Genomic DNA, 25,704 nt, shown 5'->3' on the forward strand with positions numbered 1-25,704 from the left:
TACCAACCTTATAACCTCACCTACATATGTTAGTAATAAAAAGAGACGGAAGACGCGAATCGGTTCGCTTTGACAAAATCACCACTCGGATCGAAAACCTTTGCTATGAATTGGATCCCAAATTCATCCAACCAATTGAAGTAGCGAAGAAGGTAATTGACGGTTTGTACGATGGTGTGACTACTTCAGAGTTGGACAACCTGGCTGCAGAAGTATGTGCTTCATTGACAGTGAAACACCCAGATTACGCAATCCTAGCGGCAAGAATCGCTATTTCAAATCTTCATAAGACTACTAGCCAGTCCTTCTCTAATACGATGAAGAGACTGTACACCTACGTCAATCCAATCACAGGTGAGAATGCAGCATTGATTGACCCAGAGGTTTATGGCATCATCAAAAGGAATGCAGCGAAGCTAGATGCTACGGTTGATTACAAGAGGGACTTTGGATACGATTACTTCGGATATAAAACATTAGAAAGATCCTATCTAATCCGTCTGGACGGTAAAGTGGTAGAAAGACCTCAACACATGTTGATGCGTGTTTCTATCGGGATTCATAAAGAGGATATCGAGGCAGCTATCGAGACGTACAACCTACTTTCTGAAAAGTGGTTTACTCATGCTACTCCTACTCTATTCAATGCAGGTACTCCTAAGCCACAGCTTTCCTCCTGTTTCCTTTTGACCATGAAGGATGATAGTATCGACGGGATTTATGACACTTTGAAGCAGTGTGCTAAGATTTCTCAATCTGCGGGAGGTATTGGACTTTCTATCCATCATGTGCGTGCGAAAGGATCCTATATCAAAGGAACCAATGGAGTTTCCAATGGTATAGTACCGATGTTGAGAAACTTTGACATGACTGCAAGATATGTCGATCAGGGTGGTGGTAAAAGAAAAGGTTCTTTTGCGATCTACCTAGAGCCTTGGCATGCAGATATCAAAGACTTCTTGGAATTGAAGAGAAACCATGGAAAAGAAGAAATGAGAGCAAGAGATTTGTTCTACGCTCTTTGGATTCCAGATTTGTTCATGAAGCGGGTTGAGCAAAATGAAACCTGGTCTCTATTCTGCCCGAATGAAGCCCCTGGACTTTCTGATTGCTACGGAGAAGAATTCGAAAGATTATACGAAAAGTACGAGCGTGAAGGCTTGGCTAGGGAGACTGTCAAAGCACAGGAACTTTGGTTTGAAGTATTGGAATCTCAAATCGAAACCGGTACTCCTTACATGCTTTACAAGGATGCTGCTAATGGCAAATCCAATCAGAAGAACTTGGGTACAATCAAGTCCTCCAACTTGTGTACTGAAATCATCGAGTACACTTCTCCTGATGAGGTAGCAGTTTGTAACTTGGCTTCTTTGGCTCTTCCAAAATTTGTAAAAACTGGTCCTGATGGTAAAACTTATTTCGACCATCAGAAACTATATGAAATCACCAAGGTTGCTACTCGTAATCTGAACAAAGTAATCGATGTCAACTACTACCCTGTAGAGGAGGCTAAAAGATCCAACTTCCGCCATAGACCTATTGGTCTGGGTGTGCAGGGATTGGCTGATGCTTTCATTATGTTGAGAATGCCATTTGATTCTCCAGAGGCAAAAGGTTTAAATGAAGACATCTTCGAAACCATCTATTTTGCAGCAGTTGAGACTTCCATGGAATTGGCGAAAGTTCAGGGAACTTACGAAACCTATGAAGGATCTCCAGCTTCTAAAGGTGAACTTCAGTTTGACATGTGGGGTGTGACTCCTAAGTCAGGCAGATGGAACTGGACAGAAGTAAAAGATCAAGTGAAAAAGTATGGCTTGAGAAACTCCTTGTTAGTAGCTCCAATGCCAACTGCATCTACTTCTCAGATCTTGGGTAACAACGAATGTTTCGAGCCTTACACTTCTAACATTTATACTCGTAGAACACTTTCCGGAGAATTCATCGTAGTGAATAAGCACTTGATGAAGGATTTGATCAAATTAGGATTGTGGAATGATACCATGAGAAACAGATTGATCGCCACCAATGGATCTGTTCAGGATGTTCCTGGCATCCCTCAAAACATCAAAGACATTTATAAAACTGTTTGGGAAATCTCTCAGAAGATTGTCATTGATATGGCTGCAGATAGAGGTGCTTATATCTGTCAATCTCAAAGTATGAATGTGTTCTTGCAGGATCCAAATTTCGGAAAATTGACTTCTATGCATTTCTATGCTTGGAAGAAAGGTTTAAAGACCGGGATGTATTACTTGAGATCTCAAGCAGCAGCTGCAGCGATCAAGTTTACTTTGGACAAATCAGCTTTGGTAGATCAAAAAGAAGAAAACATTCAAGTTGATGCTGTAAAAGCGCATAAACAAGAAGCGGTACAATGCTCATTGGACAATCCTGATGATTGCGAAATGTGCGGTAGCTAAAATATTTTAGAGTTCGTTAATTGGAAAAAGCATCTGGGAATCTCAGATGCTTTTTTTAATTATGTTGGTAGTAAATTAAAAACTAAACCTAAATAACATGACCAGCTCCTTAATCGATTTCAGACTCAAAAAGCTAAAGAAGGATACTCTCGCAAAGTTTGGAATCATGACTCCCCAACATATGGTGGAGCATTTGACCATCACATTAAAAATCAGTTCAGGAAGAATTAAATTACCCGAGTTCACTGTGGAAGAAGGGGATGCTAAATTGAAGCAAGCCTTACTTTATTCCGAAATGGAATTTCCTGAAGGAGTCAAATACCCAAAGGATACAGGAAAATTGATGGAATTACGATTCCCCGATTTAGAAACTGCCAAGCAAAAGTTGAATGAGGCATTGGCAGAATACCAACAAATATCCGCCGAGACTCCGGATTTCAAAACAGTTCATCCACGATTCAGCACTTTGACAAAAGAGGAATGGGATACTTTCCATCAAAAACATTTCAAACATCACTTTTCTCAATTCGGGATTTGGGAATAAAAAAAGCCGTGAGAATCTAATCTCACGGCTCTCCATTTATTGCCAATGGTATATTAAGCCATTTCTTCTTCGCTAGCGTAAGCATCAACTGGAATACAGCTACACATCAAGTTTCTGTCACCGAATGCAGAATCAATTCTACGAACAGCAGGCCAGAACTTGTTTTCTTTCACATATTCCAAAGGATAAACTGCTTTCTCTCTAGAGTAAGGAAGATCCCACTCCCCTACCAATACCATTTGAGAAGTGTGAGGAGCATTTTTCAAGACATTGTTTTCCTTGTCAGCTTTACCCTCTTCGATTTCTTTGATCTCAGCTCTGATTGAAACCAAGGCATCACAGAATTTATCCAATTCCGCCTTCGTCTCAGATTCAGTTGGTTCGATCATCAAAGTGCCAGCAACAGGGAAAGAAACTGTAGGAGCATGGAAACCATAGTCCATCAATCGCTTCGCAATATCTTCTACCTCAACGCCGACTTCTTTGAAGCCTCTGCAATCCACGATCATCTCGTGAGCAGCTCTTCCTTTTGTTCCGGTATAAAGGATCGGATAATGTCCATCCAATCTTTCTTTAATATAATTCGCATTCAAAATCGCCATTTTGGTAGCATTGGTCAAACCATCACCACCCATCATTGCGATATAAGCATAAGAAATAGGAAGGATACTCGCACTTCCGTAAGGAGCTGCAGACACAGAAGAAACTGCTTTGGTACCACCTGTTTTTACAATTGGGTTACCTGGAAGGAATGGTGCCAAATGTGCTGCAACGCAAATCGGTCCCATACCAGGTCCACCACCACCGTGAGGAATACAGAAGGTTTTATGCAAGTTCAAGTGACAAACGTCAGCTCCGATTCTTCCCGGAGAGGTCAAGCCAACCTGAGCATTCATGTTTGCTCCATCCATGTAAACCTGTCCTCCATTGTCATGGATGATTTGACAGATTTCCTGAATACCCACTTCAAATACACCGTGAGTAGACGGGTAAGTTACCATCAGGCAAGAAAGATCCTGAGAATGAGCCTGAGCTTTTTCTCTCAAATCTTCGATATCGATATTTCCTTTTTCGTCACATTTCACCAAAACCACTTTCATACCTGCCATCACAGCAGATGCGGGGTTGGTTCCGTGAGCAGAAGTAGGAATCAAAGCTACATTTCTATGTCCTTCACCATTGTTTTGGTGGAAAGCACGGATCACCATCAATCCAGCATATTCACCTTGAGCACCGGAGTTTGGCTGTAAAGAAGTATCAGCAAATCCTGTAATTTCAGTCAACCAAGTTCTCAAGTTTGTAAACAATTCCTGGTAACCCAACGCTTGATCCATTGGAGCAAACGGGTGGATCTGACCGAATTCTGGCCAAGTCACAGGAATCATTTCTGCTGTAGCATTCAACTTCATGGTACAAGAACCCAAAGAAATCATGGAGTGAACCAATGAAAGATCTTTGTTTTCCAATCTTTTGATATAACGGAGCATTTCATGCTCTGCATGATAGCTATTGAATACTGGGTGAGTCAAATACTCTGAAGTTCTAGCCAAACCTTCTGGAAGCTCCAATTCTAGAGTTTCAACTAACTCATCCAAATTCAACGTATGCTTTCCTTCCTCTGTAGCGAAGATGGAAACAATCTTCTTCACATCTTCCAAAGTCTTGGTTTCATCAAACGAGATGAATACAGAGGCTTCTTCATATCTGAAGTTCATTTTGGAACCTAATGCCAATCCTCTTACACGCTCCATAGCCACTTCATTCATCTTGACCTGGATGGTATCGAAGAATGTTTGAGAACCGATTTTCAAACCTACTTTCGCCAAAGCTTGGGCAGTCAATTTCGCCAAACCGTGGGTTCTCAAAGCAATATTTTTCAATCCCTGAGGACCATGATACACAGCATAGAAACTGGCCATCACACTCAAAAGTACTTGCGCAGTACAGATATTAGAAGTTGCTTTTTCACGCTTGATATGCTGCTCACGTGTTTGAAGCGCCATTCTATAGGCTTTGTTGCCTGCCTTATCTACAGATACACCGATGATACGGCCAGGGATTTGTCTTTTATAATCTTCTTTGGTAGCAAAAAATCCTGCGTGAGGCCCACCGTATCCCATTGGAACGCCAAATCTTTGAGAAGAACCAATTACCACATCTGCTCCCATTTCACCTGGAGGTGTCAACAAGGTTAAAGCCAACAAATCAGATGCAAAAGCTGTCATCACATTGTTTTCTTTAGCAGCAGCAACAATAGAAGAATAATCTCTTACTGCTCCATCTGCATCTGGGTATTGGAACATCACCCCATACAAGTTAGGATCTGTCAAATCTAAATCATCGATAGATCCAAAAACCAAATCAATTCCGACCGGCTCGGCTCTGGTTTCCAAGACAGCCTTTGTTTGCGCAAATGTCTTTTCGTCCACAAAGAATTTATTGGCGGTCTTTTTCACTCTCGGTTTTACGGCGTGAAGCATAGTCATTGCTTCAGCTGCTGCAGTTCCTTCATCCAAAAGAGAGGCATTCGCCAATTCCATCCCGGTCAATTCCATCACTACAGTCTGGAAGTTGATCAAAGCTTCCAATCTCCCTTGGGCGATCTCAGCTTGATATGGAGTATAGGCAGTGTACCATCCTGGATTCTCCAATACATTTCTCAAAATCACGCCAGGAACGATAGTATCGTAATACCCCATTCCAATGAAGGATTTGAATACTTTGTTTTTGGAAGCCAATTTTTTGAAATCAGCCAAAAACTCAGACTCCAATTTAGCCTTAGGCAAATCAAGTGGACGTTCGGACTGGATAGATTCAGGTACAGTTTGGTTGATTAGTTCCTCAAGGGAAGTTGCCCCGATTTTCTCCAACATCTCAGCGATCTCTGCCTCGGTAGGGCCATTGTGTCTGCTCTCAAACTTGACAGCATTTGAAAGGTTAATCTTCATATTGATTAGTATGGAAGCTGTATAGAATATTTGGGTTAGAAAGCCTTTGTCTTTCTGGCGGCAAAGGTACGATTAATTAAAAGATAATCTTCTCTTAACCAGTAGAAATTCAGCCCTTCCTTTTTCCTTTCTTGTAATCGACATATGCCAAGGTTAAAATTTTGTATAGCTTAGGGGCCTAATTCAAAAAAATAGCTATGAAAAAACGTTTTGCTTTGACGGGAGCACTTGCTTTGGGCCTAACAATCGGCTCATTTGCACAAAACCCGGTGCAGGTAAAGTATGCTAATACGATCACTGCGGGAGATCTAGAGGAGTATTTGACGTTCCTTGCCTCTGATGAGATGAAAGGAAGAGATACCGGGTCACCTGAGGGTCTTATTGCAGCCAACTATTTGGCAGATTTCTACAAGGAGCTTGGATTCACTGGACCTGTTGATGGAAGTTATTTCCAAGCAGTTCCATTGGTGAGCACCAAGTTTGAAGAAGTCAATTTGAAAATCGGAAAGAACAAATTGGTTTCAAATGAAGACTATGTATTCATCGGTGATGGAGACATGAAAAAAAGCGCCAAAACAGATCTAGTTTTCTTAGGTCTAGTCACTGATGAAAACTTGGCAAAAGTGGATGTTAAAGACAAACTAGTAGGCATCTGGGCTGTAGGAGAAAGAAGCAACAACTTGATCAACACTGTCATGGATGCCGGAGCCGCTGGTATTGTTATTGTCAGCATGGAAGGTCAGGCTAACTTTGATCGTATTGCTAACAGATACAAAACTTTGGCTGGAAAAGGAAGAATCGGTTTTGACAAGCCTACCGATCAAAGACCAATCTTTATGGTTAGCTCTGACAAAATGGGAGAGCTTTTCGGCACTTCTGTAGAAGAATTGAAAGAGGCAGCTAAATCCAATCCTGAGTCAATCAAATCTCAGAAAGCTAGCTACCAAGTAGAAAAATCCAAAACTCCAGTTGAGGCTTACAACGTATTGGGTTTCTTGGAAGGAACTGACAAGAAAGACGAAGTTTTGGTTATCTCTTCTCATTATGATCACGTGGGTGTTAGCTCCACCGGCGAAGTATTCAACGGAGCAGATGATGATGGTTCTGGAACTGTTTCTGTAATGGAAATCGCTCAGGCTTTCGGCACTGCTGCAAAAGATGGAATCAGACCTAGAAGATCTATCCTTTTCTTGAATGTAACTGGTGAAGAAAAAGGTCTTTTGGGATCTCAGTATTACTCTGAAAACCCAATCTTCCCAATCGCAAATACAGTAAACAATATCAACATCGACATGGTTGGTCGTATCGATTACGAATACCAAGATGCTGAAAACAAAGATTACGTGTATGTGATCGGTTCTGAGATGCTATCCACTGATTTGAAAAAAATCAATGAATACAACAACATTACTTACACTGATTTGATCTTGGATTACAGATATGATGCTGAAGATGATCCAAACAGATTCTACTACAGATCTGACCACTATAACTTCGCTAAATTTGACATTCCTGTGATCTTCTTCTTCAACGGTGTTCATGACGATTATCATCAGGTGACTGACACAGTGGACAAAATCGAATTCCCTTTGATGACGAAAAGAGCTCAGCTGATTTTCCACACAGCTTGGGACTTGGCAAACAGAGAAAACAGAACTCGCGTTGACGGGACAAATACCAGAACAGACAGATAATTTCATGAATTCCTTTGCTTGAAAGTAAAGGAAGTTGGAAGTCCGATGATTTTATCATAAAAAAGGCTAGCTCAATTCAATGAGCTAGCCTTTTTCACTTCTTCCTATTCTTAGTCTTCAGCTGATTCCGGTTCTTTTTGCTGCCGGATTTTCTCGCTTTGACCTTTTCACCTTTTCCGATATTCTTTTTAGGCTTGGCTTTCTTGTCATGGAATGCACCTTTGTAATCCGGATTTTCTTTCTGCTTCAACTTATCCAATTCTCTTGCATAGATCTGCTTTTCTGCAAATGGTGTCTCGGTAATGAACACCGGCAGAGGAATCTGCATTTCAGGCACCTCCATACGGATTAATGCTTCAATCTTTTCAAAATGCCAGGCTTCTGCAGGATTGATAAAGGTTACCGCTTTTCCTTCGTTTGCAGCACGTCCAGTTCTACCGATTCTATGCACATAATCCTCATAGATCAAGGGCACATCAAAATTGATCACATGAGAAACCATAGACACGTCCAAGCCCCTGGAGGCCACATCTGTTGCGACCAAAAGCCGGACATCACCCGCTTTGAAATCATCCATGGAATTGATTCGGGTGTTTTGCCCTTTATTGGCATGAATCACACGGGCCTCTCCGAACTTTGTTCTAGACAAAAACTGGTAAACCTCCTCTGCATTCTTTCTACTTCGGGTAAAAATGATCGCTCTCGTCACATCCTCCAATAGAAGTAAATGTTCCAACAAATTCAGTTTCGTTCGAATATTAGGAACGAAATATTTTACCTGAGCAATGGTTTCTGCTGTAGTTGCAGATGGAGTCACCTCAACTCGTTCAGGGAATTCCAAGAATTCCGCAGCCAATCCTTCTACTCGAGGCGCGAAAGTGGCTGAGAACAATAAGTTTTGCCTTTTGACAGGAATCACTTCCAAAATTGCACGGATTTGAGGCATAAAACCCATATCCATCATTTTGTCAGCCTCATCCAAAACCATTGTTTTAAGCTCCTTGGTCAGGATCACTCCTTTTTTGTAGAGATCCATAAATCGACCTGGAGTGGCAATAATTATATCAACTCCCTCTTCGATTTGTTCTATCTGAGTCTTGGGACCAACTCCCCCATAAAGACATACTACTCTTAAATCTGTATATTTTCCCAAATCGCTACAAACCTTTTCGATCTGCATCACCAACTCTCTAGTTGGCGCCAAAACCAAAGCCCTTGGAAGTTTACCTTGAGCATATTTGGTCTTCATTAGCAATGGAAGCACATAAGCTGCAGTCTTTCCAGTCCCTGTCTGAGCGATACCAAGCACATCATGACCGGCCAATGCCAATGGAATAGATTTTTCCTGAATTACTGTCGGACTAGTATAGCCAGCCTCCTCAATAGCATTGAGTAATTGCTTATTGAGTTTAAAAGCCTCAAATCCTACTGCCTCATTGGTCATGATTCCTTATTTTTGGAGAAATTTTAAGAGAAATGATGAAAAGTATTCTGATCACCGGTGCAAATATAGTCAATGAGGGGCGGATCTTTCGTGGAGATGTTTTAGTAGAGGATGGAAGGATTGCCAAAATTGGAGAAAATCTAGCAGGAACAGCTGCTGATAAAACAATCAACGCTGAGGGAAAATACCTACTCCCTGGCGTGATCGATGATCAAGTACATTTCAGAGAACCTGGACTAACTCACAAAGGTGAAATCTATACTGAAGCAAAGGCTGGTGTGGCTGGCGGTACAACTTCCTTTATGGAAATGCCAAATACAGTTCCTCAGGCAGTGACTATCCCGCTTTTGGAAGAAAAATACGCAAGGGCAAAGGAGGTTTCTTTAGCCAATTATAGCTTCTTCTTTGGTGCAACTAATGACAATCTTAAAGAAATCCTCAAAGTAGATCCTAAAAATGTTTGTGGCATCAAAGTATTCCAAGGTTCCTCTACAGGAAACATGCTGGTAGATAACCTGGAAGTTTTGGAAGGGATATTCAAAGAATGTAAAATGCTTATTGCGATCCATTCTGAAAATGACAATATTATCAAGGCAAATCTGGAGTCTTTCAAAGAAATCTATGGAGATGACATTCCTGTCAAATATCATCCAAAGATCAGATCTGAAGAGGCATGCTATGATGCTTCGAGCCGAGCAGTTGCCATGGCAAAGAAATATGGCACTCGCTTGCATATCCTCCACATCAGCACTGCCAAAGAGCTAGAGCTTTTCGACAACACGATTCCTTTGGAAGAGAAAAATGTGACTGCAGAAGCTTGCATCCACCACATGTGGTTCTCTGAAAAGGATTATGACACAAAAGGAACCTTAATTAAATGGAACCCCGCTGTGAAAACTGAAAAGGATAGAGATGGAATCTTCAACGGAGTTCTTTCTGATAAAATCGATGTGATTGCAACAGACCATGCGCCGCATACATTGGAAGAAAAGGATCAAGTCTATACTAAGGCCCCTTCTGGCGGACCTTTGATCCAGCATAGCCTTGTTGCCATGTTGGATTTTTATCACCAAGGAAAAATCAGCCTGGAGAAGATTGTCGAGAAAATGAGCCACAATGTCGCCAAGCTATTTAGAATCGAGGAGCGCGGATACATCCGTGAGGGATATCATGCAGATTTAGTATTGGTGGACCTGAATGATCCATGGACAGTAAGCAAAGAAAACATCTTGGCAAAATGCGGCTGGTCTCCATTTGAAGGCCATACATTCCAGTCAAAAGTGAGCCATACGATCGTTTCTGGACATGTGGTATTTGAAAATGGACAGTTTGATGAGAGTAAAAAAGGAGAAAGATTAAATTTTATCACAAAATAAACGCTTAGCTCTTGTTCGGATAAATCAAACTTTTTACCTTTGCCAACCGATTGAGAAAGGAGTTCTCAAGAGAAATAAAATGGTGATTGTAGCTCAGCTGGTTAGAGCGCTGGTTTGTGGCACCAGAGGTCGCCGGTTCGAACCCGGTCTTTCACCCAAAACCCCTCCGAAACGAGGGGTTTTTGCTTTATACGGGGTGCCATTGGCACAACATTTGACAATTCTAGGTCAAACTAAACCAACTTGAGATGTTTACTTTATTCAAATCATCGCCAAAATTCCCTGTAGTCCAACCAGTGGATATGCACGTGGTTAAAAACTACATGGTAAAATTTGAAGAATCTCTTAGAAATTTTGAAGAGATGCAAAAAGAGAATCTTAATTCCTAAATATTAAGGAGTTTAGATAAAGGTTATGGAAACATAACCTTTATTTTTTAGTATTTCGTTTTAACTATGGATACAAAATTCTATTTTAATGGGCTACAAATTAGGCCCTATGAGTTATATCCATTTCGATAAAACACAATTGATTAATCTGAATTACTCTCTGGACAGGGAAACAATTCGGACAAATCGCTCTGGAACGTACACCAGCACTACAATTATCGGTTGTAACACCAGAAAGTACCATGGACTACTGGTAGCCCCTCAACCTCAGATTGATTCACAAAATCACGTATTTTTATCAACTGTTCACGAGACGGTTATCCAGCACGGATCCAAATTCAATCTTGGAATAAGTAAATTTCCTGGAAATTACTCTCCTCGAGGACACAAATATTTGGAAGATTACGATTCTGAACCCATCCCAAAATTAACTTATCGCGTCGGCGGAGTCCTTTTGCAAAAGGAATTAATCCTGGACACAAATAGAGACCGGGTGATGATTCGCTATACTTTATTGGAAGCTCACTCTCCTACAAAGATCCGTATCTCTCCATTCTTAGCTTTTAGAGGATACCATACCCTTTGCAAGGAAAATTCAGACATCAATAAAGATTTCGAAGTTGTTCCTTGTGGAGCTAAGTTTCAGCTTTACCCTATTTATGATCCACTTTACCTTCAGCTTTCGAAAGCAAACACTTTTGTTTCAGACCCCAACTGGTACAACAACATAGAGTATATTCTAGAAAGAGAAAGAGGATATGAATATCAGGAAGACCTTTTTGTACCGGGATATTTTGAATTTGACATCAAGAAAGGAGAATCGGTGATTTTCTCAGCTGGACTAACTGATGCCGATCCTAAAACTCGTGAGAGAGCATTTTCCAAAGAAATCGCACGACGAATCCCTAGAAGTAATTTTGAAAACTGTTTAAAGAATTCTGCTTCTCAATTTATCCGAAGAAGAAACGGTGACACGAGAATTATCGCGGGTTATCCTTGGTTTGGATGGTGGGGAAGAGACACGTTTATTGCGGCTCCCGGCTTAACACTTCCTATGGGTGACAATGAAACATTCCTTGAGATCATGGACACCATGGCAAAGGATCTAACTGGCCCACTTTTTCCAAATGTCGGCAGTGGAACCTTCACCAACATGAATTCAATCGATGCACCACTTTGGTTCTTCTGGTCACTTCAGCAATACATCCAATTTACCGGAGATATCCAAACAGTCAAATCTAGATATCTTGACAAGCTCAAAGGAATCATTGAAGGCTATAAGGCTGGAACAGATTTCAACATCCACATGCTTGACAATGGATTGATCTATGGCGGAAATGACGGCCTAGCACTTACTTGGATGGATGCAGTTACACCTGATGGCCCAGTGACCCCTAGAACTGGATGTCCTGTCGAGATTCAAGCTCTTTGGTACAATGCATTATGCTTCTACCATGAGCTAAGCGGAGATGAATCTTCCATCGAATTGGCAGCAAAAGTCAATGAAAGTTTTGAAAAAGAATTTTGGGATGAGGAAAAAGGATATTTAGCTGACTATATTAATGGTGAGTTTAAAGATTGGGCTATTCGTCCAAATATGGTTTTCGCTACATCGCTACCCTATACGATGCTTAGTGAAAGTCAGAATGACCAGATTTTAGAAACTGCTAAATCCACGTTATTAACTACTCGTGGATTAAGAACACTAACCCCAGAAGACCCTGCTTACAAAGGATATTATTTTGGAGATCAGATCAGTAGAGATCAAGCATATCATAACGGAACCGTTTGGGTTTGGCCATTAGGCCATTTTATGGAAGGCTACATCAAGCTGCATGGAAAGTCTGCAAAAAACTTCCTTAAGAAAATCTTAAAAGGTTTTGATGACGTGATTACACAATACGGTGTAGGAACAGTTGCGGAAATATATGACGGAGATCCTCCTCACCGTCCCAAAGGAGCTATTTCTCAAGCATGGAGTGTCGCTGAATTGCTTAGAATGATGGAATTGGTCAAAAGTTTATAATTAATTTTTATGAGAGTATTAATGTTCGGATGGGAATTCCCTCCACATATTTCGGGAGGTTTAGGCACAGCTTGTTATGGCTTGGTCAAAGGACTTGCCCACCACAACCAAGACATCATTTTTGTGGTACCCAAACTTTGGGGAGACGAAGAACCTTTGGCTAGGTTTGTCAATGCCAGCGACGTTGCAATAGATTACAAGGAGAGGAAATTTAAAAAGATTTGGAAAAACCTCACTTATTTAGAAGTAAGCAGTTTTTTGGTCCCTTATTTAGGACCAGAGGAGTATAAAAAATTTACTGATTACGCGATTCATGACCGAGCTGATGTAGATGATAGCATATTTTCCCCTAAGTACCAATTCAGCGGAAAATATGGAAAAAATCTCATGGAAGAGGTTAGCAGATATGCATTGACAGGCGCCCAAATTGCGAGAGACAGGGATGATTTTGACATTATTCATGCACATGACTGGCTCTCTTTTCCAGCTGGAATTGCTGCGAAAGAAATTTCCGGAAAGCCTTTAGTTGCCCATGTACATGCCACAGAATTTGACAGGTCAGGAAAATCGGTCAACCAGCCAGTTTATGATATTGAGCGTGCAGGCATGGAAGCAGCCGATCATGTTCTTGCGGTAAGTCAACTGACTAAAAACACGATTGTCACCAAATACGGAATCCCTGAAGAAAAAGTCAGCGTACTGCACAATGCAGTATTGGATGCCAGCATCATTAAGTCTAAATATGACAAGAAAGTACCTGAGAAAATTGTGACCTTCTTAGGGAGAATCACTTTCCAAAAGGGACCTGAATATTTTGTGGAAGCTGCGAAAAAAGTATTGGACAGAGATCCAAATGTTCGTTTTGTAATGGCTGGATCGGGTGACTTGCTAAATCGAATGATTGACCGGGTAGCAGAATTGCGAATAGCATCCAAATTCCATTTTACAGGCTTTTTGAAAGGCGATGATGTGGATCATATGTATGCAATTTCGGATGTCTATGTGATGCCCTCAGTTTCTGAACCTTTTGGAATCTCACCACTGGAGGCCGTAAGACACAATACTCCAGTGATAATCTCCAAGCAATCTGGAGTTGCAGAGGTTTTGGTCAATGCCATCAAAATAGACTTTTGGGACATTGACTCAATGGCAGATTCAATTTTTGCCTTACTCCACTACAATGGAATTTCCCGCATGTTCAAAGAGATGGGAAGCCAAGAATTAAAAAAATTAAAATGGGAACATGTGGCTGCTAAACTGGTCACTGTTTACGAAAAAACTATATCCGCACGACCATGAGAAGCATTTGTTTTTATTTTCAGGTTCATCAACCATACCGCTTAAAACCTTATCGTTTTTTTGATATTGGTGACGATCATTACTATTGGGATGACTTTCTAAACAGAAGTGTCATTAGAAAAATCGCACAGAAGTGTTACCTCCCAATGAATTCACTACTTTTGGATCTGATCCACCAATACCCCGGTCAGTTCAAAGTTACTTTCTCCTTCTCAGGCACCTTTATGGATCAATTGGAGGCTTACGCACCAGATGTTTTAGAAAGCTTCCAGAGATTGGTGAAAACTGGCCAAGTGGAACTCTTAAGCGAAACTTACGGACATGCTCTCGCTGCCTTAAAAAGCAAAGATGAGTTTTCCTCAATGGTGGATCAACATCGAGAAAAAATCCAGGCACTGTTTGATGGCTATACTCCAAAAGTTTTCAGAAATACAGAATTGATTTATTCAGATCAGATTGGAGCAATGGTCGCAGACATGGGTTATAAAGGGATATTGACTGAAGGTGCCAAGCACGTTTTGGGATGGAAAAGCCCTAATTATGTCTACCATAATTCTATCAAACCAGACTTGAAAGTTCTATTGAAAAACTTTAGGCTGTCAGATGATATTGCATTTCGATTCAGCAATAAAACCTGGGAAGATTATCCATTGACTACAGATAAATTCATCAATTGGATCAACGCCATTCCAAAAAGTGAGCAGGTATTAAACCTATTTATGGATTATGAAACTTTTGGTGAGCATCAATGGGCCGAGACAGGGATTTTTGAATTCATGAAAGCATTGCCTAGGGCAGTATTTAACAAAACTGATTTTGGTTTTGCCACTCCTTCAGAGATCATTGACCAAGTTTCAGCTATTAGTCCGATTCACGTCCCTACCCCAATTTCTTGGGCAGATGAAGAAAGAGATTTGACTGCTTGGCTTGGAAACGATTTGCAGGATGAAGCATTTGACAGACTCTATGATTTGGAAAACATGGTTAAAAAGACCAACGATCAGGATTTGTTGAGAGACTGGAATTATCTACAGACATCCGATCACTTCTACTATATGTGTACCAAGTTCTTCTCCGATGGGGATATCCACTCCTATTTCAGCCCTTATGACACGCCATATGATGCATTTATCAATTATATGAATGTGCTCAGTGATTTTGTCCTAAGGGTAAAAGAAAAATTAAAAGAACCCGTAATTGCATAAAAAAAGGGCCTGTTTTTTTTTGGAAAACAGGCCCTTTTTGTTTTGGATCCAAAATCAATTATAATTTCACTTTATAAATCCCTCCAGATCCTGGAGAAACTTCCTCACCTGTAGATGGGTTAATTGGTGTTTGAAGAAGTATATAAGCATCTCCACTTTTATCCACAACAAAAGTCTTCATCGCACTTTCCCCTGACCTGATGTAATAAGTATTTCCTGCGAATTGGAAAGTCTGAATAATTGAGAACTCACCCAATTTTTGAAAATTCCCGCTTGCATTCATTTGTTTTCCTAAAGTATAATTCAACTTTGGATAACTGGTAACACCAATGTTTGCATTGTCTAGAGAAGCAGCTGCCATTGCATAAATATTTGAATTTCTGTAATCCATACCGATCAATCTGGTGAACGAAGCCCCGTCAGCTCTTATAGAGAGAAGTTGATCTTTCCAACTAATAAAATCTCCAACGCTTTCTCCATCTCCATCAAAGTACTTAGTATCACCTATGGATCGCTTTGACACATAGCGGTATTTGTTTCCGGACATCGCCAGCAAAAACACGAAGTTGCCTGCATCTTCTTGTAGAACCTTTCTGTTCAAAAAGTTTTTATCATAGCTCGCAAAAACATAACCTGGACCTGGAGAAACAAATTCAGGCATGTAGATTCTCTCGTTGTCTCCGACAAATAAACCATACGGATCGGCTCCATTGGTGATTTTATGGTCTCCAAACATTTCAACACTGTTAGATGAAAGGTTCAACTTAAAGCCATTTTGAACTCCCCCTATCATAAATACACCACTTTTGATCCCAAAAAGTGTATTCCCTTTTGGATAAAGTGCAAGCGGTAAGGTCAAAGAATTATAAACATTCAAATCATTTTTATAAATCTCACTTTCGGTACCTGCAAGTTTGGTGACAGAATTAGTAGTAAGATCAATTGACAACAAAGAAGATGCAGTCACTGCATACAAAACATTCTTTTCTGCGTCAATTTGAATATTCCAAATTGCTCCAAATTCATTGGCATTTGACAAAACTTCCTCAAAGCTGATATCTCCATCAATCACTTCAAAAATCTCCTCAACTGGAAGTCCCAATGTTTCTTGTTTTTCTTCGATTTGAAGTTCTGGTCCTTCTACAGCGTCTTTACCTTTTCTAGCTACTGTAACATTTCCTGTAACAGCGCCTTCAGGAACTACAACTTTCAAACTCGTCAAAGAGGCAGAATTAATCACCAAAACTTTTTCTCCCATTTTAACTTCCAAAAGTGATTTATCAGTGTCAAAGTGCTTCCCAATGATTGAAACTTCGTCACCAACTTTAGCCAGATCAGTAGAAATACTCGAAATGATTGGCTCATAATAAAACATCTCTGTTTCCACTGATTCACCTAAAACTGACACCGAGAATTTCCCATGTTCTCCATTCTCCGGAATCGACAATTTGATTTCTGTAGGAGAAGCACTCGTTGCCTCCACTAATAGATCATTCAATTTGATTGTATTTTCATCTTTCAATGCACTGAAACCAGTTCCCTTAATGCTCACCTCAATCCCGGCTTTCCCGTAGGAAGGAGTCAGACTTGCAATAGTTAAATCAGTTGTTGGATTGCTGATTTGGGATTTGGGTTTTGTCACTTTTTTGAAATCTTGAACCTCAAATGCTCCTTTGGATGTAAAAGTATTCCCATCCTTATCCTTGAAAGTAATATCCCAATCCAATGACAATTTGTTGCCATCAATTTTGATAACAAGCTTTCCAGAAATGGCAAAAAAGCTATTGGTTCCTGAAAGAAACTTTACAAATGAGGGAGGCAATGCTTGGACTCTAGCACTTTCAGAATTGGATCGGAGACCAGATGAGTTCACTCCCATTACAGCAGGGAAGGATTGGATTAAGGTAATTGTTCCATCCTTGAGCTCATCCACAAAAAAAGTCAAACGCTCCGAATTTGGAAGTTGGGCTGTGACTTCTGCAGCACCAAATTCATCTCCTTCGTCTAAGAAATAAACTGCTTGAACAGAGCTTCCTGTAACAGAAAGGCTTTGACCTTTTAAATCACCGGTCAACTTATTTTCAGATGTAACATCCGGAGTAGGTGTATCAGAATCTTCCTGACAAGAAAACAAGGTCAAAAAGGCAAATAGAATAAAAAGGTTCTTTTTCATATGTTTTGTTTAAAAGAAAGGAATGAAGCTTATGCTTCAATTTTTCTTCAAAACTACCTTCGGGAGGAAGGATGCACCATACGATAAATGCCCTATTTCTAGACCATAAAAAAAGGAGCGCTAAGCTCCTTGATATTAATAACTCTCCGAATCGTTAGGAAAATGCTGACTTTTCACATCTTGGATATAATTCTTAAAAGCATCTGTCATCACCTGTTGTAGATCGGCGTATTGTCTCAAAAATCTAGGTTTAAATTCTTGTGTAATACCTAACATATCGTGCATTACAAGTACCTGACCATCCACATCTCCTCCCGCTCCGATACCAATCACTGGGATTGAAACTGTTTCTGCTACTTTCTTGGCCAATGCTGCAGGGATTTTTTCCAAGACTATCGCAAAACATCCACACTCTTCCAAGATTTTTGCATCTTCCAAAAGTTTTGCTGCTTCAGCATCCTCTTTTGCCCTTACAGTGTACGTTCCAAATTTGTAAATCGACTGAGGGGTCAAACCCAAATGTCCCATTACAGGAACTCCAGCGCTTAAGATACGAACAACGGATTCCTTGATCTCCGCACCGCCTTCAACTTTCACGGCATGAGCCCCTGATTCTTTCATAATACGAATCGCAGACCTCAAGGCTTCGGAACTATTTCCCTGATAGCTTCCAAACGGGATATCAACTACGACAAAGGATCTTTTCACTGCCCTAACAACTGAAGAAGCATGATAGATCATCTGGTCCAAAGTAATGGGAAGGGTAGTTTCATGACCTGCCATCACATTGGATGCCGAGTCTCCCACCAAAATAATATCTATACCTGCTGCGTCCACAATTTTTGCCATGGAATAATCATAGGCAGTCAACATGGAAATCTTCTCTCCACGCTGCTTCATTTCCTGAAGAATATGAGTTGTAATTCGCTTGATTGAAGCTGAAGAATGTACTGACATGATCTTAATGAAGGTGGACTGAAAAATTATCTCCAGAGAAATCTACTTTAATATGCTCATTGAGAGTGGTAGAAAGCTCATAACCGGTATAATCGGGACGAATTGGAAAAAGACCATGTGCTCTATTCACCAATACAGCCAATTCCATCTTTCCAATGTCAGATTTCAAAAATGGCTTCATCGCAAAAACCACGGTTCTTCCTGTATTCAGCACATCATCGACTAGAATCAAAGTTTTCCCAGTCAAATCAACTGGATGGGAAAGCTCCACAGTGGAGGTGCTTACTTGACTTTTGTCCAATTTTATTTCCACCTCTTCCAAAGGTAAGGTAGAAATCGCCTTTAATTCCGCTGAAAGCAATTGTGACAAGGTCGTCCCCATTCCAGTGATTCCTGCTAGGATTACACCAGAAGAATGGATATTCCTCTCATAAATTTCGTAGGCCATCCGGGTGATTTTCTTCCGGATTTGTTCATGATTGAGTACTTCGCTCATAGTATTTTTCAAATGTGAAAATTAGGCCAAAATGGCCTGCTTTCAAAATCAATTCCTATCGGTGTGAATCTTCTTCACTGAGGATATTGATATAACTCTGATATCGGTAAGGATGAATGTATCCTTCCTCCACTTTTTGAATGATCACGCAGCCAGGTTCATTGATATGTTTGCAGTTGTTGTATTTGCATTCTCCAAGGTAGGCCCTCATTTCTGGAAAATAGTGAGAAAGCTCAGTATCCTCCACATCCAAGATCCCAAACTCTTTGATCCCTGGAGTATCAATCAAATCACCTCCTTCTTTCAAGAAAAACATCTCAGCAAATGTGGTAGTATGGACCCCTTTACTGCTGTAACCAGAAACCTCATTGGTTTCCTGCCTAGCCTCAGGAACCAAACGATTCAACAAAGTGGACTTTCCAACCCCCGAATGTCCTGAGATCAAACTTGACTTCCCTTGAATAAATGGTAAGATTTTATCCCTAACTCCCTCATCATGCATGGCGGAAACCTCCAAAACCTCATATCCTAAAGGCTTATAGATATCTCTTATATCCTGCAACCAATCTTCTTCATCCTCTCCATCCATTAGGTCCACTTTATTGACGATAAGGATGGCAGGGATCCTAAAACTCTCCGTGCTCACCAAAAACCGATCTATGAAACCCAATGAAGTTCTTGGGTTTTTCATTGTCACTACCAAAATGGCCTGATCCAAATTACTGGCTATGATGTGTGAAAAATGCTGCTTTCTGGTGGACTTACGGATGACGTAGTTTTCTCGAGGCAGAATAGTGCGGATGATCGCTGTTTCCTGTCCAGGCTCCATCTCTATTTCCACCCAATCTCCGACTGAGATTGGATTGGTCAATTTCAAATCACCTTGTTTAAACTTCCCCTTCAATCGGGTTTGGATAAATCGATCTTCCGCCAAAACGGTATACCAACTTCCTGTAGACTTGATGACTCTACCTTTCATTTAAAGATGATTTGATTACTAAATCTGTGATTCGATTTGCAGCTCCAACTTGTGAATCTACCCAATTTTTGGCTGCTTCGACTGCTTTTTGATGGTTTTCTGGTCTTTCCAAAAGATCAAATTCTCGAGATAGCTCTTCCTTATCTTGTACTGAAAAACCACAGCCTCTTTGAATAGCCTCTTCGGACTCTGGAAATTTGCTTATCCTTTTCACCTTGCCAAAAAACACAGGAACTTGGAATCCCAAAGGCTCCAAAATATTATGAAGTCCTTCTCCAAACGCTCCGCCCACATAGGAAACTTTAGCATATTGATAAAGTGAACTCAGCATCCCAATATTATCTATAAAAAGCACTTGCGATTTCTCAGATTGATCCCATTTGGAATAAAACAAGCTTTTCTGAGGAATAGCAGATGCCCATGAATTCATATGTGGAGACCGGATATCATGAGGAGCAATGATCCATTTATACTCTTGTTTGGATTGAATCAAGGGAATCAAAAGTTCCATATCTTCCTCCCAAATAGATCCTAATACAATCACATCCGAATTCCCCTTCCAACTTTCGATTTCTGGAAACGATTTGGGTGCCAAAGCATTTTGACTCACTCGATCAAAACGAGTATCCCCAGCCAATGAATGATTTGAATATCCAATTCCACTTAAAAGATCGATGCTTTGTTGGTTGGAGGTGAAGATATGATTGAAATAGAAAATCATATTTCTAAAGAACCCTTTTCTTTTGAAATAAGGTTGCTCTGGCCGAAAAGCTGCTGCTATCAAATAGAGAGGAATTCCCTTTGATTTGGTTTCTGAAAGAAAGTGATACCAAAGATCATATTTAACAAAAAAGACCAAGCTGGGATTCACTAAATCAAGAAAACGTCTCGCGTTTGCAGCAGTATCAATGGGCAGGTAAGAAATATAATCCACTTTTTCCTGCTTTTTTTTAGAAGCAGGAATGTATCCTGATGGACTAAAAAAACTCACAAGAACCAAGGAATCAGGCATTTTTTCTTTCAAAGATGCAATTACCGGCTTGGCTTGTTCATATTCTCCAAGTGAAGCAACATGAAACCAAATAAGTTTTCCCGGATAATTTTTCCGAAATTGCGCGAGGTTCTGGAAAAGAAATTCTCTTCCTTGCCGAAATGTCTTGAGCTTTGGGGATAGAAAAGAAAGTATAGGTAATAAGGTCTCAAAAAGAACTGTTCCCAAACTGTAGATCCACTTCATGCTCCAAAATTAGGTTTTACTTCCGAATTTATTCTCTTTTGAATCATCCATTAGGTATTTTCTGACCTTCTAGATATTTCTAAAAAAGGAAAACAAGGCGTGTAATTCCACCAAAAATTAAGTATTTTCAAATCCGTTGTTTACCGCCGCACCTTTTTTACACTGAAAATTGAAATGATAAAAGTATTATTTGTCTGTTTGGGTAATATTTGCAGGTCCCCATTAGCAGAGGCTATTTTTAATCAAAAGATTACAGACGCTGGCATCAAGTCACATTTTAAGGCTGATAGCGCAGGTACTTCTGACTATCACATTGGAGAACTACCTGATGAGAGGACAATTAAATGCGCTGCTCTCCATGAGATCCCGATCAGCCATAGGGGAAGACAGGTCAACCGGACTGATTTCAGGGATTTTGACTACATCATTGCAATGGATGACAGCAATCTCCGAAATCTCAACAACCTAAAAACTAGATTTGGCTTCCCAGAAAAAGAAATCTTTATGATGCGGGATTTTGTTCCTGAAAGCGTGGGGCTTTCTGTTCCAGACCCCTATTACGGCGGAGAGGAAGGATTCATGGAAATCTACAGGATTCTGGATGAAGCAATTGGCCACTTTTTGAGTCAAATTCAGGAGAATCATCAGATATATGCATGATTTCAATGAATTATATGAACAAGTAATCTATCAAAATCTCGGACCTTTAGCCGAGCTCAAATCAGCCTCTTTAATCGCAGCAGGAAGCCATAATCAAGGAATCCGACTTGACACGAATGAAGGGGCTTTCTTTTTGAAATTAAACTTTGACCATGAAAAAGACACCTTAGTCAAAGAAGCGAAAGGCCTTGACAGAATCCGGAAATCCACTTTTTTAAAAGTCCCAGAAGTCTTTGGCTGCGGAAGGATTGGAGACTATAATTATCTCCTTTCGGAATTTATCCAATCAGGAAGATATTCATTGGACTATTGGGAAAACCTAGGGCTTGGACTCGCTCATTTGCACCTAACTCATCAGCCCAAGTTTGGATTAGATCATGACAATTACATCGCTTCACTTTTTCAGAAAAACTTGGAGAGTGAGTCTTGGTTGGACTTTTATATAGAGCATCGACTCGAACCACTTTTGGGAAAGGCATATTTCGACAGATTGATCCCTTTGGATTTTTTGAAAAAATTTCAGGAAATATACCCTAAACTCGAATCAATATTCCCCAATGAAAAACCTGCTTTGGTCCATGGTGATCTTTGGTCAGGAAATGTCATCAGTACCAAATCAGGAGAACCCTGCTTGATCGATCCTGCTATCTATTTCGGACACAGAGAAATGGACATTGCTTTGAGCCGGCTATTCGGAGGCTTTGACAATAGATTTTACGAATCTTATGAGTCCATTTTACCCATGGAGCCAGGATTTGAAAATAGAATAGGAATATATAATCTCTATCCTCTTTTGGTCCATCTGAATCTCTTTGGAATCGCCTATCTTCCGGGAATAGAAAAAATTATCAAGCGATTTCAATAATGGATTTTCAAATTCGCCCCTACCAAGCTTCTGATCTTGAAGCAATCCGCAAAATCATCAACGATTCCATCCTTTTCACTAGCAACAATTACGATTACAAAACAAAGACCTCCGAAGAAGTCCAACTTCAGATGGAGCAAAAACTAACTGATGGCTTCCCAATCTTGGTTGGAGTTTCAAAAGGTGAAGCTTGTGGATTTGCTACTTACGGAAAATTCAGAGCAAAACCCGGCTACAATACCACAGTTGAGCACTCAATTTATCTCAATGAATCTGCACAAGGAAATGGCTTGGGAACAGCCATGATGCAGGATTTGATCCAAATTGCCAGAAACCAAGGCATCCATGTGTTGATCGCAGGGATGGACTCTCAGAATCTGGGAAGTTATCGATTCCATGAGAGATTGGGATTCAAAGAAGTCGCACGGATCCCTGAAGTCGCTACCAAATTTGAAAAATGGCTGACGCTGGTTTTGATGCAATTAACCTTAGATTGATCAACCTAAGGAAACCTTCTCCCCTGTTTTCACAGCTTTAAAAATCGCATCAATAATCACCATATCTTTCAAACCCTCTCTACCATCTACGGGAATTTCTGGCTCGACACCATCAAAAATAATCCTTGCCATCTGGTCCATTTGAACAGTCTGATGCATGATATGCGGCTCATCTAAGGGACCGTGATTGGTTCTTCCTTTGATGGGACCATAACCCGTCGAAGGCTGCATTTCGGCAAAACCTTTGGTTCCGTTCAGGAAAAATTTATCCAAATTATTCATGGAATACGTTGACAAACAAGAGGCGATAACTCCAGATGGAAATCCCATTTGAAATGTAATGGTCTCATCAATTCCCTCTTTAAATTTCACAGGATCGGTTTTCACTTCTTGAGCAGTCACCCAAATTGGTTCTTCACCGGTCATATATCTCGCTCCATTTATTGAATAGATACCAATATCCATCATAGCTCCACCACCAGATAATGCTGGATTTAATCGCCATTGGGTAGGATCACCAATCATAAAACCACTAAGCCCCTGAAAGAACTTAATTGTCCCAAACTCTCCTGCCTTCCTCATTTTCACCACCTTTAGGGTATTTGCTTCAAAATGCATTCGGTAACCAATCAATAACTTCACTCCTGCCCTATCGCAGGCGTCCACCATTTCTTTGGCTTCAGCAGCATTGATGGCCATGGGCTTTTCGCAGATCACATGCTTACCCGCCTGAGCTACGCGTATGGATTGTTCCTTGTGCAGGGCATTTGGGGTAATCACATACACTGCATCGATATCTGGATTATCCTTGATTGCATCAAAGTTCTCGTAGTTATAGCAGTTTTTATCCGGGATAGAATACTTCTCCTTCCAGACCTCCACTTTGGAAGGCGTTCCACTTATCAGACCTACCAATTTTGCTCTTTTCGAATCCTCCATGGCTTGAGCCACCCTAGATCCATAACTTCCCAAACCCATAATTGCTACACGTAACACTTTGTCACTTTGAGTAGGCTGTTCTTCAATTCTAGAGAATGGCTTAGAAAAACTCGGCAAATAAGGAATGGAGATGGCAACTGCGGATGCGCTGGCTTTTTGGAGAAAAATTCTTCTTGAGTTCATAGATAGGTCATAGAGGTTAGAATATGAAAATAGGGATTTTCAAGCAATTAATCTTGATCTCCAGGATGCAACTCTCTAGTGACCAACTGAACGGTATTTCTAGTCCGCTGCTCCAGCAAAATTTCAAAACTAGCTCCTAGGTTTTCCCATCTCCCTTCTTTTGGATTGAGAATGGTCAGCAAATCCAGTCCTTCATTGTATCTGATAGAAAAAGATTCTTCCAAAGCGGCAACCAATTTCTTCAATTTGAAAAGCTGATGATCGATGATAATTGTAATCCCGACGGCAGAAGTTTGAAGCATATTCACTTTCAGTTTCAACCGATCTAACTCATTATAGATTTCATGGATATGGCACTCTTCGACAAAGGCAAAATCAGAAACTCGAAACGAGACCATTATTTGCTTTCTTTTTAAAATAACAGATGGAATCGGGTTCAGCTTACCAGTCGCATGAATTTTGGTGCCAGATTCATCCGGTTTTAGAAAAGACTTAACGAAAAGCGGAATACTCAAATTAGCTAAAGGTTTGATAGTTTTTGGGTGAATAACGCTAGCTCCATAATAAGTCATCTGGGCAGCCTGCAAATAATCTAGTTCCGAAAATAACTCAGGATCGTTGAAAACTTTCGGATCACAATTCAAGACACCCGGCACATCCTTCCAGATAGTAACAGAACTTGCTCCTAAACAAGATGCAAAAATCGCAGCCGAAAAATCCGAACCCTCACGCCCCAACGTAGTAGTCCTACCTTTGGAATCAGCTCCAATAAATCCTTGAGTGATTACTGGGTATTGATCCAAATTAGGTTGAAGAATCGACTTGCACCTCTTTTTGGTTTGAGCCCAATCCACTTTCGCGAAGCGGAAATCACTGGAAGTCAGAATCAACTCTCTAGCATCCTGCCAAAGGACTACTATCCCTTGCTCACAAAGATATTCCATCACGACCCGGGTAGAAATCAATTCTCCAAAAGCTACAATTCGGTCATAGGACTCATCGTAATTATCTTCGTTTACCTCTTGATAAAGCAAATTCTGAAGTTGAACAAATAGATTTTCCAGTTTGGGAAAAATCAGATGATCTTCCGGAAAAAGCCCTTTGCAGATATCTAGGTGAAATTGTTTTAAATTTGTACTTTTTTGAGAATAATCATCCTGATTCATTCGAGATGATAGAATTTCCTCCAAAGCGTTTGTGGTTTTCCCCATTGCGGAAACCACGATTAGCATATTTTTTCGCAATCGATTACGTAAAATTTCAGCCAAGTTTTTAACAGAGTCAGCATCTTTCACAGAAGCTCCACCAAATTTGTATACTATAGTTTTAGCCATCAGATTTTATTCCTAATTTCGAAAAGATATAAACCC

20 protein-coding genes and 1 tRNA gene are annotated in these 25,704 nt (G+C 40.4%); 12 read left to right on the forward strand and 9 right to left on the reverse strand.

Annotated features, from left to right (window positions below):
• Positions 1–26 precede the first annotated feature (26 nt).
• Both O0V13_RS11425 and O0V13_RS11430 read left to right on the forward strand, forming a co-directional pair.
• On the forward strand, positions 27–2,423 hold the full coding sequence (locus tag O0V13_RS11425) for a ribonucleoside-diphosphate reductase subunit alpha (protein ID WP_268035091.1): 2,397 nt from the start codon (positions 27–29) through the stop codon (positions 2,421–2,423).
• 97 nt (positions 2,424–2,520) lie between these two features.
• Complete coding sequence (locus O0V13_RS11430) at positions 2,521–2,967, forward strand: DUF1569 domain-containing protein (RefSeq protein WP_268035092.1); 447 nt, start codon at positions 2,521–2,523, stop codon at positions 2,965–2,967.
• Positions 2,968–3,020: 53 nt separating this feature from the next.
• On the opposite strand, the gene gcvP is transcribed toward O0V13_RS11430, so the two are convergent.
• Positions 3,021–5,915 carry an aminomethyl-transferring glycine dehydrogenase gene (gene gcvP / locus O0V13_RS11435; protein WP_268035093.1) on the reverse strand — a complete coding sequence of 965 codons (2,895 nt, stop codon included), beginning with the start codon at positions 5,913–5,915 and terminating at the stop codon, positions 3,021–3,023.
• 197 nt (positions 5,916–6,112) lie between these two features.
• Here gcvP and O0V13_RS11440 point away from each other — a divergent pair, with 197 nt between their 5' ends.
• Positions 6,113–7,609 carry a M28 family metallopeptidase gene (locus O0V13_RS11440; RefSeq protein ID WP_268035094.1) on the forward strand — a complete coding sequence of 499 codons (1,497 nt, stop codon included), beginning with the start codon at positions 6,113–6,115 and terminating at the stop codon, positions 7,607–7,609.
• A 94-nt stretch (positions 7,610–7,703) separates the two neighbouring features.
• On the opposite strand, the gene O0V13_RS11445 is transcribed toward O0V13_RS11440, so the two are convergent.
• A complete protein-coding gene (locus O0V13_RS11445; RefSeq protein WP_268035095.1) occupies positions 7,704–9,053 on the reverse strand; it encodes a DEAD/DEAH box helicase in 1,350 nt (449 codons plus the stop codon).
• Between the two features lie 35 nt (positions 9,054–9,088).
• On the opposite strand from O0V13_RS11445, the gene O0V13_RS11450 reads away from it, so the two are divergent.
• The 6 genes from O0V13_RS11450 to O0V13_RS11475 all read left to right on the forward strand — a co-directional run bounded on the left by O0V13_RS11450 (position 9,089) and on the right by O0V13_RS11475 (position 15,348).
• Entirely contained in the window at positions 9,089–10,429 is a 1,341-nt protein-coding gene (locus O0V13_RS11450) for a dihydroorotase (protein WP_268035205.1), read from the forward strand.
• Between the two features lie 81 nt (positions 10,430–10,510).
• Positions 10,511–10,586, forward strand: a tRNA-His gene (locus O0V13_RS11455).
• A gap of 91 nt (positions 10,587–10,677) precedes the next feature.
• Positions 10,678–10,818, forward strand: a complete 141-nt coding sequence (locus O0V13_RS11460; protein WP_268035096.1) for a hypothetical protein — start codon at positions 10,678–10,680, stop codon at positions 10,816–10,818.
• Between the two features lie 109 nt (positions 10,819–10,927).
• A complete protein-coding gene (locus O0V13_RS11465) occupies positions 10,928–12,844 on the forward strand; it encodes an amylo-alpha-1,6-glucosidase (RefSeq protein WP_268035097.1) in 1,917 nt (638 codons plus the stop codon).
• Positions 12,845–12,853: 9 nt separating this feature from the next.
• Positions 12,854–14,143: a glycosyltransferase family 4 protein gene (locus O0V13_RS11470; protein ID WP_073570947.1), complete on the forward strand. Its 1,290-nt coding sequence runs from the start codon at positions 12,854–12,856 to the stop codon at positions 14,141–14,143.
• Positions 14,140–15,348, forward strand: a complete 1,209-nt coding sequence (locus tag O0V13_RS11475; RefSeq protein WP_268035098.1) for a glycoside hydrolase family 57 protein — start codon at positions 14,140–14,142, stop codon at positions 15,346–15,348. The genes O0V13_RS11470 and O0V13_RS11475 overlap by 4 nt, the downstream gene beginning before the upstream one ends.
• Positions 15,349–15,406: 58 nt before the next feature.
• On the opposite strand, the gene O0V13_RS11480 is transcribed toward O0V13_RS11475, so the two are convergent.
• The 5 genes from O0V13_RS11480 to O0V13_RS11500 all read right to left on the reverse strand — a co-directional run bounded on the left by O0V13_RS11480 (position 15,407) and on the right by O0V13_RS11500 (position 21,190).
• Positions 15,407–17,521 (reverse strand): IPT/TIG domain-containing protein, encoded by a 2,115-nt coding sequence (locus O0V13_RS11480; protein ID WP_268035099.1) that lies wholly within the window; start codon positions 17,519–17,521, stop codon positions 15,407–15,409.
• Positions 17,522–17,656: 135 nt separating this feature from the next.
• Entirely contained in the window at positions 17,657–18,478 is an 822-nt protein-coding gene (gene panB / locus O0V13_RS11485; protein ID WP_268035100.1) for a 3-methyl-2-oxobutanoate hydroxymethyltransferase, read from the reverse strand.
• A gap of 4 nt (positions 18,479–18,482) precedes the next feature.
• A complete protein-coding gene (locus O0V13_RS11490) occupies positions 18,483–18,974 on the reverse strand; it encodes a phosphoribosyltransferase family protein (RefSeq protein WP_268035101.1) in 492 nt (163 codons plus the stop codon).
• A 55-nt stretch (positions 18,975–19,029) separates the two neighbouring features.
• On the reverse strand, positions 19,030–19,953 hold the full coding sequence (gene rsgA / locus O0V13_RS11495) for a ribosome small subunit-dependent GTPase A (protein WP_268035102.1): 924 nt from the start codon (positions 19,951–19,953) through the stop codon (positions 19,030–19,032).
• Positions 19,943–21,190, reverse strand: coding sequence for a 3-deoxy-D-manno-octulosonic acid transferase (locus O0V13_RS11500; RefSeq protein WP_268035103.1), 1,248 nt, complete (start codon positions 21,188–21,190; stop codon positions 19,943–19,945). The genes rsgA and O0V13_RS11500 overlap by 11 nt, the downstream gene beginning before the upstream one ends.
• 174 nt (positions 21,191–21,364) lie before the next feature.
• On the opposite strand from O0V13_RS11500, the gene O0V13_RS11505 reads away from it, so the two are divergent.
• The 3 genes from O0V13_RS11505 to O0V13_RS11515 are packed head-to-tail and all read left to right on the forward strand — an operon-like array spanning position 21,365 to position 23,212.
• Positions 21,365–21,850, forward strand: coding sequence for a low molecular weight protein-tyrosine-phosphatase (locus tag O0V13_RS11505; RefSeq protein WP_268035104.1), 486 nt, complete (start codon positions 21,365–21,367; stop codon positions 21,848–21,850).
• Positions 21,843–22,715, forward strand: a complete 873-nt coding sequence (locus tag O0V13_RS11510; RefSeq protein ID WP_268035105.1) for a fructosamine kinase family protein — start codon at positions 21,843–21,845, stop codon at positions 22,713–22,715. The genes O0V13_RS11505 and O0V13_RS11510 overlap by 8 nt, the downstream gene beginning before the upstream one ends.
• Positions 22,715–23,212, forward strand: coding sequence for a GNAT family N-acetyltransferase (locus O0V13_RS11515; RefSeq protein ID WP_268035106.1), 498 nt, complete (start codon positions 22,715–22,717; stop codon positions 23,210–23,212). The genes O0V13_RS11510 and O0V13_RS11515 overlap by 1 nt, the downstream gene beginning before the upstream one ends.
• On the opposite strand, the gene O0V13_RS11520 is transcribed toward O0V13_RS11515, so the two are convergent.
• Both O0V13_RS11520 and O0V13_RS11525 read right to left on the reverse strand, forming a co-directional pair.
• Positions 23,213–24,334, reverse strand: a complete 1,122-nt coding sequence (locus O0V13_RS11520) for a Gfo/Idh/MocA family protein (protein WP_268035107.1) — start codon at positions 24,332–24,334, stop codon at positions 23,213–23,215. It abuts the gene before it with no gap.
• Positions 24,335–24,381: 47 nt separating this feature from the next.
• Positions 24,382–25,668: an aspartate kinase gene (locus O0V13_RS11525; RefSeq protein ID WP_268035108.1), complete on the reverse strand. Its 1,287-nt coding sequence runs from the start codon at positions 25,666–25,668 to the stop codon at positions 24,382–24,384.
• Positions 25,669–25,704 lie beyond the last annotated feature (36 nt).

Source organism: Algoriphagus sp. PAP.12 (assembly GCF_026652115.1).
Lineage (GTDB): Bacteria > Bacteroidota > Bacteroidia > Cytophagales > Cyclobacteriaceae > Algoriphagus.

Bases quoted from the DNA above. Each gene is read 5' to 3' on its own strand.
- O0V13_RS11425 (WP_268035091.1), top strand. From the start codon at position 27: ATGTTAGTAATAAAAAGAGACGGAAGACGCGAATCGGTTCGCTTTGAC.
- O0V13_RS11430 (WP_268035092.1), top strand. From the start codon at position 2,521: ATGACCAGCTCCTTAATCGATTTCAGACTCAAAAAGCTAAAGAAGGAT.
- gcvP (WP_268035093.1), bottom strand. From the start codon at position 5,915: ATGAAGATTAACCTTTCAAATGCTGTCAAGTTTGAGAGCAGACACAAT.
- O0V13_RS11440 (WP_268035094.1), top strand. From the start codon at position 6,113: ATGAAAAAACGTTTTGCTTTGACGGGAGCACTTGCTTTGGGCCTAACA.
- O0V13_RS11445 (WP_268035095.1), bottom strand. From the start codon at position 9,053: ATGACCAATGAGGCAGTAGGATTTGAGGCTTTTAAACTCAATAAGCAA.
- O0V13_RS11450 (WP_268035205.1), top strand. From the start codon at position 9,089: ATGAAAAGTATTCTGATCACCGGTGCAAATATAGTCAATGAGGGGCGG.
- O0V13_RS11460 (WP_268035096.1), top strand. From the start codon at position 10,678: ATGTTTACTTTATTCAAATCATCGCCAAAATTCCCTGTAGTCCAACCA.
- O0V13_RS11465 (WP_268035097.1), top strand. From the start codon at position 10,928: ATGAGTTATATCCATTTCGATAAAACACAATTGATTAATCTGAATTAC.
- O0V13_RS11470 (WP_073570947.1), top strand. From the start codon at position 12,854: ATGAGAGTATTAATGTTCGGATGGGAATTCCCTCCACATATTTCGGGA.
- O0V13_RS11475 (WP_268035098.1), top strand. From the start codon at position 14,140: ATGAGAAGCATTTGTTTTTATTTTCAGGTTCATCAACCATACCGCTTA.
- O0V13_RS11480 (WP_268035099.1), bottom strand. From the start codon at position 17,521: ATGAAAAAGAACCTTTTTATTCTATTTGCCTTTTTGACCTTGTTTTCT.
- panB (WP_268035100.1), bottom strand. From the start codon at position 18,478: ATGTCAGTACATTCTTCAGCTTCAATCAAGCGAATTACAACTCATATT.
- O0V13_RS11490 (WP_268035101.1), bottom strand. From the start codon at position 18,974: ATGAGCGAAGTACTCAATCATGAACAAATCCGGAAGAAAATCACCCGG.
- rsgA (WP_268035102.1), bottom strand. From the start codon at position 19,953: ATGAAAGGTAGAGTCATCAAGTCTACAGGAAGTTGGTATACCGTTTTG.
- O0V13_RS11500 (WP_268035103.1), bottom strand. From the start codon at position 21,190: ATGAAGTGGATCTACAGTTTGGGAACAGTTCTTTTTGAGACCTTATTA.
- O0V13_RS11505 (WP_268035104.1), top strand. From the start codon at position 21,365: ATGATAAAAGTATTATTTGTCTGTTTGGGTAATATTTGCAGGTCCCCA.
- O0V13_RS11510 (WP_268035105.1), top strand. From the start codon at position 21,843: ATGCATGATTTCAATGAATTATATGAACAAGTAATCTATCAAAATCTC.
- O0V13_RS11515 (WP_268035106.1), top strand. From the start codon at position 22,715: ATGGATTTTCAAATTCGCCCCTACCAAGCTTCTGATCTTGAAGCAATC.
- O0V13_RS11520 (WP_268035107.1), bottom strand. From the start codon at position 24,334: ATGAACTCAAGAAGAATTTTTCTCCAAAAAGCCAGCGCATCCGCAGTT.
- O0V13_RS11525 (WP_268035108.1), bottom strand. From the start codon at position 25,668: ATGGCTAAAACTATAGTATACAAATTTGGTGGAGCTTCTGTGAAAGAT.